The organism is Kitasatospora sp. NPDC036755 (assembly GCF_040636595.1).
In the GTDB taxonomy this organism is placed as follows: Bacteria; Actinomycetota; Actinomycetes; order Streptomycetales; family Streptomycetaceae; genus Kitasatospora.
Genome location: NZ_JBEZUT010000018.1, coordinates 1 through 12,469, shown reverse-complemented (window position 1 = coordinate 12,469; position 12,469 = coordinate 1). Strand labels below are relative to the sequence as shown.

General features: G+C 74.8%; 14 protein-coding genes. 8 read left to right on the top strand and 6 right to left on the bottom strand.

Annotation, left to right across the window (positions count from 1 at the left end):
- Positions 1-152: 152 nt before the first annotated feature.
- Positions 153-539, bottom strand: coding sequence for a hypothetical protein (locus AB0E96_RS04675; RefSeq protein WP_359818446.1), 387 nt, complete (start codon positions 537-539; stop codon positions 153-155).
- A 657-nt stretch (positions 540-1,196) separates the two neighbouring features.
- Here AB0E96_RS04675 and AB0E96_RS04670 point away from each other — a divergent pair.
- A complete protein-coding gene (locus tag AB0E96_RS04670; RefSeq protein WP_359818444.1) occupies positions 1,197-1,778 on the top strand; it encodes an AAA family ATPase in 582 nt (193 codons plus the stop codon).
- Between the two features lie 4 nt (positions 1,779-1,782).
- On the opposite strand, the gene AB0E96_RS04665 is transcribed toward AB0E96_RS04670, so the two are convergent.
- Entirely contained in the window at positions 1,783-2,373 is a 591-nt protein-coding gene (locus tag AB0E96_RS04665) for a DinB family protein (RefSeq protein ID WP_359818442.1), read from the bottom strand.
- A 126-nt stretch (positions 2,374-2,499) separates the two neighbouring features.
- On the opposite strand from AB0E96_RS04665, the gene AB0E96_RS04660 reads away from it, so the two are divergent.
- Positions 2,500-3,327: a class I SAM-dependent methyltransferase gene (locus AB0E96_RS04660; RefSeq protein WP_359818439.1), complete on the top strand. Its 828-nt coding sequence runs from the start codon at positions 2,500-2,502 to the stop codon at positions 3,325-3,327.
- Positions 3,328-3,441: 114 nt separating this feature from the next.
- Here the strand turns inward: AB0E96_RS04660 and AB0E96_RS04655 are convergent, their stop codons facing one another.
- The 3 genes from AB0E96_RS04655 to AB0E96_RS04645 all read right to left on the bottom strand — a co-directional run bounded on the left by AB0E96_RS04655 (position 3,442) and on the right by AB0E96_RS04645 (position 5,603).
- Complete coding sequence (locus tag AB0E96_RS04655) at positions 3,442-4,014, bottom strand: dihydrofolate reductase family protein (RefSeq protein ID WP_359818436.1); 573 nt, start codon at positions 4,012-4,014, stop codon at positions 3,442-3,444.
- Positions 4,015-4,182: 168 nt separating this feature from the next.
- The gene (locus AB0E96_RS04650; RefSeq protein ID WP_359818434.1) at positions 4,183-4,920 is read right to left on the bottom strand and encodes an SRPBCC domain-containing protein; all 738 of its coding nucleotides are present in this window, start codon (positions 4,918-4,920) and stop codon (positions 4,183-4,185) included.
- Positions 4,917-5,603 carry a helix-turn-helix domain-containing protein gene (locus AB0E96_RS04645; RefSeq protein WP_359818432.1) on the bottom strand — a complete coding sequence of 229 codons (687 nt, stop codon included), beginning with the start codon at positions 5,601-5,603 and terminating at the stop codon, positions 4,917-4,919. Before AB0E96_RS04645 ends, AB0E96_RS04650 begins: the two co-directional genes overlap by 4 nt.
- Positions 5,604-5,950: 347 nt before the next feature.
- Between AB0E96_RS04645 and AB0E96_RS04640 the strand changes: the two genes are divergently transcribed.
- Together AB0E96_RS04640 and AB0E96_RS04635 are read left to right on the top strand one after the other, a co-directional pair.
- Complete coding sequence (locus tag AB0E96_RS04640) at positions 5,951-6,382, top strand: hypothetical protein (protein WP_359818429.1); 432 nt, start codon at positions 5,951-5,953, stop codon at positions 6,380-6,382.
- 102 nt (positions 6,383-6,484) lie between these two features.
- The gene (locus AB0E96_RS04635; protein ID WP_359818427.1) at positions 6,485-6,904 is read left to right on the top strand and encodes a hypothetical protein; all 420 of its coding nucleotides are present in this window, start codon (positions 6,485-6,487) and stop codon (positions 6,902-6,904) included.
- A 37-nt stretch (positions 6,905-6,941) separates the two neighbouring features.
- Here AB0E96_RS04635 and AB0E96_RS04630 read toward each other — a convergent pair whose 3' ends face one another.
- A complete protein-coding gene (locus AB0E96_RS04630; protein WP_359818424.1) occupies positions 6,942-7,778 on the bottom strand; it encodes a helix-turn-helix transcriptional regulator in 837 nt (278 codons plus the stop codon).
- A gap of 127 nt (positions 7,779-7,905) precedes the next feature.
- Between AB0E96_RS04630 and AB0E96_RS04625 the strand changes: the two genes are divergently transcribed.
- The 4 genes from AB0E96_RS04625 to AB0E96_RS04610 all read left to right on the top strand — a co-directional run.
- Entirely contained in the window at positions 7,906-8,970 is a 1,065-nt protein-coding gene (locus AB0E96_RS04625) for an aldo/keto reductase (protein ID WP_359818422.1), read from the top strand.
- 300 nt (positions 8,971-9,270) lie between these two features.
- Complete coding sequence (locus tag AB0E96_RS04620; protein ID WP_359818419.1) at positions 9,271-10,143, top strand: hypothetical protein; 873 nt, start codon at positions 9,271-9,273, stop codon at positions 10,141-10,143.
- A gap of 1 nt (position 10,144) precedes the next feature.
- On the top strand, positions 10,145-11,872 hold the full coding sequence (locus tag AB0E96_RS04615) for a DNA polymerase Y family protein (RefSeq protein WP_359818417.1): 1,728 nt from the start codon (positions 10,145-10,147) through the stop codon (positions 11,870-11,872).
- An 84-nt stretch (positions 11,873-11,956) separates the two neighbouring features.
- Positions 11,957-12,469 (top strand): PHP domain-containing protein (locus AB0E96_RS04610; RefSeq protein WP_359818414.1); only part of this gene is annotated, 513 nt, incomplete at its 3' end.

The window sequence follows — 12,469 nt, the reverse complement described above, 5'->3', positions numbered from 1 at the left end:
GCCCCACCCCTCCCGGCCTACCCCGTGACCCACAGACCCTAGCGGCCCGCCCCGACATCCCCGGCGTGCCCGCGCCGCGGTTCACGGCGGAGCGTCGGCCGCCCGTGCCCACTCGCCCGTGCCCGTGCCCGTGCCCGCTCGCCCGTGCCCGCTCAGGGCAGCGCGACCTGGTCGACGTTCCAGTGCCGGGGCAGGTCCGCGTCGTAGAAGACGCGGGCGTAGTGCTCCTCGGGGACGAGGTGGCAGCGGGCGCACCGCGGGCGGCGGCGGACGACCACCGGGTGCGTGAAGACCGCCGGGTGCGTGAAGGCCTCGGGGTGCGGCGACCCGAGGCGGGCGAGGGCGGCGGTGACGGCAGGCCAGGAGGCGGTGTCGGGGCAGCAGCCGGTGGAGTGGTTGCCGACCGTCCCGACCTTCCCTCCGTCCCCGGACCGCCGGAACCCGATCTCCCCGGCGCCCGGTGCCGGCTCCCCGCCCGCGCAGGCCACGTGCCCGCTACGGCGCGGGGCGAGTCGCAGCGCGCGGCCGGGGGAGACCACGAAAGTGAACGGTTCCGCGAGTTCCTCCGCCGAGCGGTCCGCCGTCCAGCCGGCGAACTCACCCGCCGTCCGGAACCGTCGACCGCCACCGCTCCCCACCCACAGCTCCGGCGGCCCCCGTACCGGTACGCCCGCCCGAAGCCGTCCGTCACCTCCGTGGCGATCCCGCGCCCGGCCGGCCGCGCCCGCCGGTAGGCCATCTCGACGGCCGTCCCGCTGAGGCCGAAGTCCCGTAGCCGGTCGAGGAGTTCGCAAACGGACCGGAATAGAGGGTCCGATCCCCCGTGGAACGGGACGGGCGCGCTCTCGCGGATCGCCCGCAGCGCGGCCACCGGGTCGGTGAGCGGCCCGGCGAGCCGGAGCCGGGCCGGTCCGTGGGTGGTCGGCAGCGCCTCGCGGACGTCCCGCGGTGCGGCCCCGGGGCCCGAGTCCTCGCAGCACAAGGTGCCGCACCGCGGGCAGAAGCGTTCGGCGTCCCACCACAACTCCCCCTCGCGGTGCGGGAACTGTCCGAGGCTGCGGACGGCGGTGCCCCCGCAGTCCGCAGCCTCGGACGGCTGTCCCCGCACCCTGCTCCGCCCCCGCCGTGCCGGATCTCCCCATGCCCGACACCCTGCGGCGGCGCTCCGCGGGCCGTTCGGCCCGTAGGGTGCGGGGATGAGGCGCTATGTGCTGACGGGTACTCCGGGGGCCGGGAAGACGGCGATCCTGCGATGGCTGGAGTGCGCGGGACACCCGGTGGTCGAGGAGGCCGCCACGGACGTCATCGCGTTGCGGCAGGCCCAGGGCGAGCCGGAGCCGTGGACGGACCCGTCGTTCGTGGACGCGGTGGTGGCGCTGCAGCGGCGGAGGCAGGAGGGGGCCGCCGGCGGGCCGGGGGAGGTGTGGTTCTTCGACCGCTCGCCGGTGTGCGCGTACGCCCTGGCGGTGTACCTCGGCCATCCGGTGTCCCCGGCCCTCGCCAGGGAGCTCGACCGCGTCCGGGAGGAGGGGGTCTACGAGCGCCGGGTATTCTTCGTGGAGAGCCCGGGTTTCGTCACCCCGTCCGGGGCGCGGCGCATCTCGTACGAGGAGTCGCTGCGGTTCGAGCGGATCCACCGGGAGGCCTACGCCGGGTTCGGGTACGTGTGCGTGCCGATCGCCCCGGGGCCGCTCGCGGACCGGGCGGCGGCCGTCGTGCGGCACGTCGACGGGGCCGTCGCGTCGGTGTGCCGGGCCGCCGACCGGCGCCGGGGCTGACGGTTCAGGCCTGGCCGCCGGCTTCCCGGGCCGCCCGTTCCACGCGGTCGTGGTGGGCCCGCCACCAGTCGGCGTCGCCGGGGGCGGTGTTGGCGCCGTCGGGGCGCTGGCCGGTGGCGCCGTCCACGAGTTCGCGGACCAGGTCGGCGTGGCCGACGTGGCGGTGGGTCTCGGCGATCATGTGGACGAGTACCCGGTGCAGGGTCTGTTCGTGGCGGGCGCCGAACGGCACCGTGCCGACGGCGTCCAGCGGCAGGGCGTCGATGGTGGCGTCGGAGTGGGCCCAGACCCGCCGGTAGCGCCCGACGATCTCCTCGGTGCTCTCGTCCGCGCGTGCCCACAGGTCGCCGTTGGGCTCGGTCCCGCCGGTGATCCACACCGGGGAGGGCTCGGGGAAGGGGCGGCCGAAGGTGTCGCCGAAGTACAGCGCCTCGGCGCCGGTGACGTGTTTGACCAGGCCCAGCAGGTTGGTGCCGGTGGGGGTGAGCGGGCGGCGCAGGTCGTACTCGGAGAGGCCTTCGAGCTTCCAGAGCAGGGCGTCGCGGGCGTCCTGGATGTAGATCCGGAGATCGTTCTTGTCATCTGCAGAAGTCATGTGATCAGTCTGTTGATCATGGGATTTCTGTCCATCGAATTCCGATCCCACCCGATTCTGACCTCACGTCAGATCGTGCCATGATCAAGCCTGTTCACCCGACGCCGAAGCCCCGGAGGAGCGGCCATGGCCGACGACACCTGGTCCTGGGACGAGACGCTGTTCGCCGGAACGGCGGCCCACTACACCCGCGGCAGGCTCCCCTACGCCCCCGGACTGGCCGGGGAACTGGGACTCGACGGACGGGGACGGCTGCTCGACCTGGGGTGCGGCCCGGGAACGCTGACACTGGGCCTGGCGCACCTGTTCCGCGAGGTCGTCGGAGTGGACCCGGACGCCGGGATGATCGGCGAGGCACGCCGCGCCGGCGCCACGGAGCCCAAGGTCACCTGGGTCCGGGCCCGGGCCGAGGAACTGCCGCCGGGCCTCGGCACCTTCACCCTGGCCGTCTTCGGCCAGTCCTTCCACTGGATGGACCGCGACCCGGTGGCGGCGACGGTACGGCGCCTGCTGCGGCCCGGCGGCGCGCTGGCCCACATCTCGGACCTGAAGGGCGAACCGCGCCCCACCGAGGGACTGCCGCACCCACCGGTCCCGTACGCCGCGATCGGCGAGCTGGTCCGGCACTACCTCGGCCCGGTCCGCCGCGCCGGGCAGGGGCTGCTGCCGCACGGCACGCCGGACGGCGAGGCCGCCGTCCTCGCCCGGGCGGGATTCGCGGGCCCGCGGCGGATCGTCGTCCCGGGCGGGCAGCCGCTGGAACGCACGGCCGACGACACGGTCGCGGGCGTCTTCGCGCTCTCCTCCTCCGCCCCGCACCTGTTCGCCGAGCACCGCCCGGCCTTCGAGTCGGACCTCCGCCGCCTCCTCGCCCGGACCTCGCCGTCGGGGCTCTTCTCGGAGCGGCAGCCGAGCAGCGAGGTGTTCGTCTGGCGCACCGCGGCGGCGCGTTGACCGCCCGGCCGGCCCTGCCCCGGCCCGCCCTGACCCGGCCCGCCCTGACCCAGACCGCCCTGACCCCGCCCCGACCCCGCCCTGACCCGACCCGGTCCGGGCGGCGGAAGCCGGTCAGCGGACCACGTCGAAGACCTGCTTCTGGAGGCCGTTCCCGTACACCTCGTGCTCGACCAGCTTCAGCTTCTGGGTGTCCTTGTCCGTCGTGCTGAACAGGCGCTTGCCGGCGCCGAGCAGCAGCGGGAAGACGAGCAGGTGGTAGCGGTCGATCAGGCCGGCGTCCGAGAGGGCGTGGTTCAGGGCGGCGCTGCCGTGGACGATGATCGGGCCGCCCTCGGTCTCCTTCAGCGCGGCGACCTCGTCGAGCGAACGCAGGATGGTGGTCTCGCCCCAGTTCGACACCAGGTCGTCCTCGGTGAGGGTGGTGGAGACGACGTACTTCGGCAGCGCCTTGTAGCGGGCGAACTCCGGCATGTCCGGCCACACCGGGCTGAACGCCTGGTAGCTGACCCGCCCGAGCAGCATGGCGGTGGCCTCCTCCTGCTCCCGGCCCTTGATCTCGAAGGCCTCGGGGAGGAACTCGATGTCCTTGAAGGTCCAGCCGGCGTTGCGGTAGCCGGGTTCGCCGCCGGGGCCTTCGACGACGCCGTCGAGGGAGACGAAGGCGGTGCTGATCAGGGTGCGCATGGGGTTCCTCGGTTTCTCGTGCGGATCCGGTTCCGTCGGGTCCGGCTGATCCGGCTGATTCGGTCGGTGCGGAAGGCCCGGAAGGCCCGGAAGGCCCGGAAGGGGTGCGGTAACGGGTGCGGCAAGGGCGGAAGTGCTCAGGGGCCGCGAAGGCCGCCAAGGCGCGGCTCAGGCAAGCACCCCGGCCAGCCACCGCTGCCAATCGGCCTCGGCCCCCTCCGGAGCCGGGCCGAAGAGGTGGTGGAACATCAGCACCAGGCCGGAGCCGTGGTGGAAGGTGTACAGCCCGTCGGCGGTGCGGACCTCGAAGCGTTCGTCGTCCGCCCAGACCACCTCGCCGTCCAGCGGCGGCAGTCCCGCCGGCTCGCCGTGGAACAGGGTTCCGGCGGCGACCGGGAGCGGCAGCGACAGGGCGCGGGCGAGCAGGGCCCGGACCTCCGGTTCCGGGCGGCCGGCCGACGGCGCGGCGGCGAACACGGGGACGGCGGTGCGTCCGGGGAAGTGGGCGAGGTACTCGCGGAGCGTGTGGAGGTGGAAGGGCCAGCCGCGGCGCAGCGCGTCGTACTCGTCCTGCCAGTCGTCGCCGAGCAGGCCGCTGTGGACGACGCGGAGCACGGTGGCGCCGCCGTCGCGGCCCTCGATCAGGTACTCGAAGGCCATGAAGCGGCCGTCCTCGCCGGTGGCCGTACGGGTGGCCAGGCGCTTGCCGGGTTCGTAGGCGGTGACGACGGCCTCCGTGCGGTGGCCTCCGGTCTCCATGGCGGCGGTGCCGCCCTCGCGCGGGTCCAGCTCGTTGCGGCCCATGAACCAGGAGTCGATGCCCGGTCCGGTGGCGATCGCCTCCCAGACCTGCTCCGGGTCGGCCGGCAGGGAGGTCTCCAGCTCGATCTCGAAGGGGTGGGTCATCGTGGGTCCTCCTGGTTCGGTGCGGTCCTGGTCGGCTCTTCCGCCGGGGTGCCGTCGGGGCCCGGCTCCGCGCCGGCTCCGGTCCGCGCCCCGGCTCCGTTCTCGGTGGCGGGGATCTGGTGGAGTCCGACGATCACCCGGTGGCTGCGGCCCCCGGGGGCGGACTCGTCGTGGTACCGGCTGACGAGGGTGGCCACGGACTGGGCCAGCTCCTCGGCGAAGGCGGCCCGGTCGGTCGCGGAGGCGAACCGCACCTGCGCGTCGATGCCGAAACTGGCGACCCGCCGGCGGGCCCGGGAGGCGCCGGTCAGCAGGGCCCCGACCTCCTGCACCAGCCGGGAGCCGAGTGCCAGCAGCCAGCGGGCGGAGAGCTGGTCCGGGGAGCGGGCGGGGTCCGGGCTCACGGCGGCCAGGACGCTGGGGGAGATCACGAAGGAGGCCGCGGTGGCGCGGTAGAGCCGTTCGGTGACGTTGCCCTTGCGGCGTTCCTCGGCGAGTTCGACGAGGCCGTGCCGCTCCAGCTCCTTCAGGTGGTAGTTGACCTTCTGCCGGGGCAGCCCCAGCCGGGCGGCCAGCATGGCGGCCGAGGCGGGCTCGGTCAGGGCGGCGAGGAGGCGGGACCGCATCGGGTCCAGCGAGGCCTCGGCCGCGGCGGGTTCTTCGATCACGGCGACTTCCAGCACCGTTCCAGCATTCAACCGACAAAAAAATTTGTCAAGGAAAAAACGCTTGTCGGTAGCCCGGTCGGGCGAACCCCGTCCCCCGTCCGGCTCGCTCGCGCTTCAGGGCGAACGCGCAGGTGCGGAGCGGCCCCAGGGCGACGGCGATGCCGAATCCCATGATCATCACTGTTTCCGGATCCCGTGCCCGACGCTCGTCGGCACATCCACAAGAGGCGCGGACCGCCCCGAAGGACCCGGTTCCCGGGGGGGCCGGCTCCCGAAGGAGGGGGAAGTGGATCCGATGAGGCGGTGTCGCATATCCGATTTTCGCTACCGGAGTTCGGTGCGGGGGCGGCATGCTTCGCGGCATGACGGCATTCGGTGGGAGTGGCCGGTCGACGGTCGTTCTGTGGGCGGTCCTGACGGCGTTGTGCGTGGTGGCGGTCGGCGTCGCCGTGCTCCTCGGCCTGGCCCGGGTGGCGCCATGGGGACCGGTGGAGCGCGTGGTGGTGTCGACGTGCGAAACCAGGCACGCCGGACGCAATGACTACGTGCAGTGCGACGGCGTCCTTCCCGACGGCGCCCCGGTCTCGCTGCGCCACGACGGCCGTCCCGGGGAGGGGGTGGATGCGGTGCGGGCGCCCTGGGGCTCGTACGTCGTTCCCCGGACGGGCTTCGCCGCCTGGGCCGAGGCCCTGGCGGCTCCGCTGGTGCTGTCCCTGGCGACGGTGGCGTGCGTGGTCGCCCTGCGGAAGTCGGCCCGCCGGACCCGGTACCGCCCTGGGGGCGGGCTGCGATGAGTTCGATCGCGATGTGTCCTGTCCCGGCATCTGCTGGGGGCGGCTCCGGAAGAGGTAGTTTGATCGTTCTGCGGCGAGGGCGAGGGCGGAAAGGCGGTGCGGATGTCCGAGCGGGCGGTGAGGCCGAGCGAGGTTCTGGCCGAAGGCGAGGTGAGGCTGCTGCAACGGGCTCTCCTCGAATGGGGCGGGCCGGCGCGGTGCAGCGACCAACTCGCCTTCGGCATGGGGTTCGCGGACGCCGGTGATCTGCTCGATCAGTGCCGCACCCTGCGCCGCGCTCTGGGAAACGACGAGCCCGTCAAGCCCGTCGAGTGGGCGCGGACCCTCCTGGCCGCGGAGATCGTCTTCGTCAGCGACCTCGCCGGCTCGGGCGTCGAGTGGCGAACGACCACGGGGCTCAGCGACGAGGCCACCCTCCCGATCCTCCGATCGATCCAGCGAAAGCTGTCCAGGACCGTGAGCGCCTACTACGGAAGACGTCCGGCCGCACAGCCCCGAGGCGATGGGGGCGGCTGGGCTTGATGCGGTCGGCCAGGGCGAGGCGGAGGACGGGCCCCGGTCATCGCGCGTACAGCCGGTCCAGGGCCGTGCGGCTCTCCTCGTCCGCGGCGCGGTAGACGAGAAGGCGCAGTCCCGGATCCTGGAGCGGTAGCAGGACTTCGAATTCGACGGTGATCGCACCCGCGACCGGATGCCGCAGCACCTTCCGGCCGCGTCCGTTGACGCTGACCTCCCGCTCCGACCACAAGCGGGCGAAGTCCTCGTCCTGCGTGACGAACTCGGCGATGAGATCGGACAGTTCCCGGTCTTCCGGGTGAGCGGCCCAGGCCGCGCGCAGGTGGGCGATCCCGTCCCGCAGCGCCTGCTCCCGGTCGGCGTAGAAGTCGCGCATCGCCGGGTGCAGCAGGCACAGCCGCATCGCGTTGCGCCGTGACGGCGGTACGGCCTCGAAGCCCGGCAGCAGCCGGGCCATTTCGGGGGTCCAGGCGAGGACGTCGTAACGGTGGTTCAGCAGCATGGCCGGCAGCGGCGAGAGGTCGCCGACCAGGCGGGCCAGCGACGGCGCCGCACCGGCGGCGGGCCCACCGGTGGTGTCGGGGCGGCGGCGTCCGGCCAGGTCGAACAGGTAGTCCCGTTCGCTCGCGTCCAGGCGCAGTGCCCGGGCCAGCGCCGCCAGGACCTCCGCGGAGGGCCGCAGCCCCCGGCCCTGTTCCAGCCGGACCACGTAGTCGGTGCTCACCCCGGCCAGCTCGGCGACCTCCTCGCGGCGCAGCCCCGGTGTCCGCCGGGCCCGCCGATGCGACGGCAGACCCAGCCGGTCCGGGTCGAGGCCTTCGCGCCTGTTCCGCAGGAACGCGGCCAACTCCTGGGCGGGGTCCATGGTTCGGCTCGTCATGACCGGTCCAACCGCCGGGGTGGGACCGCTCTTCCCAGGAAGTTCCCTCCCTTATCCCGGGCCGGCGGCCGCCGCAGACTCGGTCCCGGCGACGGAACACGAGCACACGCGAGCACAGGAGAACCTGATGGCACTGGCCCTGGACGACTACCGGCTGCTGGGCCGCTCGGGACTGCGGGTGTCACCGCTGGCCCTGGGCACCGCGACCTTCGGCACCGAATGGGGGTGGGGCGCCGAACGGGCCGAGGCCCGCAAGCTGTTCGACCGCTACGTCGGGCTCGGCGGCAACCTCCTCGACACCGCCGACACCTACACCGAGGGCAGCTCCGAGCGCCTCCTCGGCGAGTTCGCCCACGAGGAGCGCGAACGCCTGGTGCTGGCGACCAAGTACTCGACGCTGCGCCGCCCCGGCGACCCGAACTCCGGGGGCGGGCACCGCAAGGCGCTGTTCGGCTCGGTGGAGAGCAGCCTTCGGCGGTTGGGCACCGACTACCTCGACCTGCTGTACCTGCACGTCTGGGACTTCCGGACGCCGGTGGAGGAGGTGCTGCGCGGGCTGGACGACCTGGTCCGGCAGGGCAAGGTGCTGTACGTGGCGATCTCCAACACCCCGGCCTGGCAGGTGTCCCGGATGCAGGCGATCGCCGACCTGCGCGGCTGGTCGCCGCTGGTCGCGCTGCAGGTCGAGTACAGCCTGATCGAACGCACCGCGGAGCGCGACCTGATCCCGATGGCCCGGGAGCTGGGCCTGGGCGTGGTCCCGTACTCGCCGCTCGGCGGCGGGGTGCTCAGCGGCAAGTACGGCCGGGAGGACGTGGGCGCGACGGGCGCAGGCCCCGACGGGAGCACCCGTCGGAGCCACAACCTCGCCCTGGGCACCCTCACCGAACGCAGCCTCGGCGTGGCCGGGGTGGTCCGGGAGCTGGCCGTCGAGCTGGGGCACACCCCGGCCCAGGTGGCGCTGGCCTGGACGCTGCGGAAGCCGGGCGTGACGAGCACGCTGCTCGGCGCCCGTACCCCGGCCCAGTTGGAGGACAACCTGGGCGCCCTGGCGGTCGAGCTGACGGACGCCCAACTGGCCCGGCTCGACGCGGCGGGCGCGATCGCCCTCGGCCGGCCGCACGACCTGCTGGCGAGCGAGCCGATTCGCCAGGTGACCACGGGCGGCCTGCGGATCGAGACCCGGCGCTGACGGCCGCCGTCAGCGCCGGGCGCCGGGAGCCGGGAGCCGGGAGCCGGGAGCCGTGGGCCCGGGGCCGGGAGCCCGGAGCCGGGGGTCGGTTCACCGTCCGGGCGGACCCGTTCGGATCGCTTCCGCCGTCGGACTCGCCGTCCTCACCGTCGGACCCACGGTCCTCACGCCCTCACGCCCTCAGGGCGGGGGTGAGCCTCGTGGCGCCGGTCGAACGGGTGCTTCGGCTCACCGAGAGTGACAGGTGGGGCGGACGAGTCGGACTTGAATCTTTGCGAACGAATGTTCGATCCTGGGGGTGTGCCCGTTTTCGAATCTGTTTTCGAATCCACCGCCGAGCAGCCCGCACACCCCGTGCTCCGCCCGGTGGCGTCCCCGGCTGCCGTGGCGGGGGAGCGGGGGGAACACGAGGGGCCGCGGGCGGCGGAGCCCCGGGGGCTGCTGCCGGTGCCGTCCGCGCTGCGGGAGGTGCTGCCCGAGGCCGGGTTGCGCAGGGGGACGGCGGTGTCGGTGGCGGGCGGGGACACCGGGCTGCTGCTGGCGCTCGCCGCCGGGGTGAGGGAGACCGAGGGCGGCTGGGCCGCGGCGGTCGGACTGCCGGACCTGGGGCTGGCCGCCGCCGAGGGGTACGGCCTGGACCTGCGACGGCTGCTGGTCGCGGACGACCCGGGGCCGCACTGGGCCGAGGTGGTCTCGGTGCTGGCCGGCGCGGTCGAGCTGATCATGCTGCGCCCGGACGGGCCGGTGCCGCCGAAGCTGGCCGCCCGGCTGGCGGCGGTGCTGCGGCGCAGCGGCTGCGTGCTGCTGGTCGCCGGACCGTGGCCGGGCGCGGTACTGCGGCTGGGGGTTCGCTCCGGGCGCTGGTTCGGGCTGGGCGACGGCCACGGGCAGCTCGTCGGGCGACAGGTGGAGGTGGTGGCCGAGGGGCGCGGTTCGGCGGTCCGCGGCCGGACGGCCCGGCTCTGGCTGCCGGACGAGTACGGCGCGGTGCGCCCGCTCCGGGAACAGTCGCAGCCGGTGGCGGAACCGACGGCGGTGCCGGCAGTGCCGGTGGTACCAGCGGTACCGGCCATATCAGCAGTACCGGCAGTACCGGCAGTACCGGCCATACCGATGATGCCGGGCATGCCGGTGGCGGAGCCCGTGGCACCCCGCGTGGCGGCGGTGGTCTGAGATGGCGGACGACAGGACACCCCGGGTGCTGGTGGTCTGGTGCCCGGACTGGCCGGTGGCGGCCGTCACCGGCGACGACCCGGTCGCGGTGACCGAGGGCGGGCGGATCCTCGCCTGCTCGGCGGGCGCCCGGGCGGCCGGGGTGAGGCAGGGGCAGCGGCTCAAGCTGGCCCAGCGGCTCTGCCCGGAGCTGGAGCTGCGCGACCGCGACCCGGAGGCGGAGGCCCGCCGCTTCGAGCCGGTGGTCGCGGCGGTGGAGGCGTTCACGCCCCGGGTGGAGGTGATCCGCCCGGGCCTGTGCGCGATTCCGGTGAAGGGCCCGGGCCGCTACTTCGGCGGCGAGGAGACGCTGGTCGGCAAGGTCGGCAGGGCGGTGGCGGACGCCCTCGGGCAGCCGCTCGTCCCGGACGCCGTCCCGGGCGCGATGGCCGTCGAACCCCGCCCGGAATCCGGTGCCCGTCCGGAACCCGGTGCCCGTCCGGAACCCGATGCCCGTCCGGAATCCGGTGCCCGCCCGGAATCCTCCCCACAGCCGGAGCCCGCCTCCCGGCCGGACCCCACGCCCCCGCCGGCCGCCACTCCCCGGGCCCGGGTCGGTGTCGCCGACGGCCTGTTCGCCGCCGTGCTCGCCGCCCGGGCCGGGGTGCTGGTCCCGGCCGGCCGGACGCCGGAGTTCCTCGCCCCGTACCCGGTGAGCGCGCTGGGTGACGAGGCCCTGGCCGAACTGCTCGGGCGGCTCGGCCTGCCCACCGTCGGGTCCTTCGCCGCGCTGCCTGCCGAGTCGGTCGCGGACCGCTTCGGCCCGTCCGGGACGGTCGCGCACCGGCTGGCCCGCGGCTTGCAGCCGCGCCCGCTGGTGCCGCGCGACGAGGAGCCGGACCTCGCCGTCGAGCAGCGCTTCGATCCGCCGGAGCCGCTGGCCGAACCGCTGGTGTTCGTCGCCCGCACGCTGGCCGAGCAGCTGCACCGGCGGTTGGCCGGGGCCGGGCTGACCTGCCGCCGGGTGGCCGTCGAGGTGGCCTGCGCGGACGGCCGGACGGCCTCCCGGCTGTGGCGGCACGAGGGCCGGCTGTCCGCGACGGCGCTGGCCGAGCGGGTCCGCTGGCAGCTCCAGGCCTGGCAGGGCGCGGGTACCTTCACCGACGCCGGGGGAGACGGCGCGGACACCGGCTTCATCCTGCTCCGGCTGGCCCCCGACGGCCTCTCCCCGGACCAGGGCCGTCAGCTCGCACTGTGGGGCCAGGCCGTCGCGGACGACCGGGTGGAGCGTGCCGTCGCCCGGGTGCAGGCGGTGCTCGGGCACGCCGGGCTGCGCCGGATCGAGCCGGCCGGCGGGCGCGGCCCGGGCGAGCAGGCGGTCAGGGTGCCGTGGGGTGAGCCGTACGAGGCGGCGGTGCCGGCCGACGCGCCCTGGCCGGGGCGGCTGCCGGAGGTGTGGCCCGCCGTGGTGCTCCGGGAGCCGGCGCCGGTGCGGGTGCTGGACGGGGCCGGGCAGCCGGTCACGGTGGACGGCCGGGCCGGGGTGTCGGCCCGGCCGGCCCTGGTCGTGGTCCGGGGCCGGGAGGAGCCGGTGGACGGTTGGACCGGCCCCTGGCCGGCGGTCGAGTACTGGTGGGACCAGTCGCTGGCCCGGCGCCGCGCGCGGTTCCAGGTCGTGGTGGGCGGCGGCCGGGCGCTGCTGCTCACCGTGGAGGGGGGTGCCTGGTACCTGGAAGCCGGCTACGACTGACGGTCCCGGGCCCGCACAGGAGGGGGCAAGGAGGGGGCAAGGAGGGGGGCAGGACGAGCACGAGAACGACGAAGGCAACCCCCGATGGGCTTCACCAGCCACCCCACCGTCCCCTGGACCGAACTGCACCGCCGGCTGACCGGCGCGGCACCGGACCGCACGGTCGTCCCGCTGCGCCGTCCCGTTCCCGAGGAGCCCCCGGGTTCCGGGGCCGAGTCCCCGGGTTCCGGGGCCGAGCCCCCGGCCCCGGGCTCCTGCAAGCCCGCCGAGCCCTGGGCCGAGCTGCACGTCCACTCCGCCTTCAGCTTCCTGGACGGCGCCAGTGACCCGGAGGACCTGGTCGCCGAGGCGGTCCGGCTGGGCGTGGAGACCCTCGCGATCACCGACCACGACGGCCTGTACGGCGCCGTCCGGCTCGCCGAGGCGGCCCGGGGCACGGGCCTGGCCACCGTGTTCGGCGCCGAGCTGACGATCCGCCACGACGGCGCGACCGAGCACCTGCTGGTCCTCGCCCGCGACCCGGCCGGCTACCGCCGCCTCTCCGTCGAGAAGGTCTGGGAGTGGAAGAAGAGCTACGGCGGCCGCATCCTCGGCCAG

Bases quoted from the DNA above. Each gene is read 5' to 3' on its own strand.
- AB0E96_RS04630 (WP_359818424.1), bottom strand. From the start codon at position 7,778: ATGACGAGCCGAACCATGGACCCCGCCCAGGAGTTGGCCGCGTTCCTG.
- AB0E96_RS04670 (WP_359818444.1), top strand. From the start codon at position 1,197: ATGAGGCGCTATGTGCTGACGGGTACTCCGGGGGCCGGGAAGACGGCG.
- AB0E96_RS04615 (WP_359818417.1), top strand. From the start codon at position 10,145: ATGGCGGACGACAGGACACCCCGGGTGCTGGTGGTCTGGTGCCCGGAC.
- AB0E96_RS04660 (WP_359818439.1), top strand. From the start codon at position 2,500: ATGGCCGACGACACCTGGTCCTGGGACGAGACGCTGTTCGCCGGAACG.
- AB0E96_RS04650 (WP_359818434.1), bottom strand. From the start codon at position 4,920: ATGACCCACCCCTTCGAGATCGAGCTGGAGACCTCCCTGCCGGCCGAC.
- AB0E96_RS04665 (WP_359818442.1), bottom strand. From the start codon at position 2,373: ATGACTTCTGCAGATGACAAGAACGATCTCCGGATCTACATCCAGGAC.
- AB0E96_RS04635 (WP_359818427.1), top strand. From the start codon at position 6,485: ATGTCCGAGCGGGCGGTGAGGCCGAGCGAGGTTCTGGCCGAAGGCGAG.
- AB0E96_RS04655 (WP_359818436.1), bottom strand. From the start codon at position 4,014: ATGCGCACCCTGATCAGCACCGCCTTCGTCTCCCTCGACGGCGTCGTC.
- AB0E96_RS04640 (WP_359818429.1), top strand. From the start codon at position 5,951: ATGACGGCATTCGGTGGGAGTGGCCGGTCGACGGTCGTTCTGTGGGCG.
- AB0E96_RS04625 (WP_359818422.1), top strand. From the start codon at position 7,906: ATGGCACTGGCCCTGGACGACTACCGGCTGCTGGGCCGCTCGGGACTG.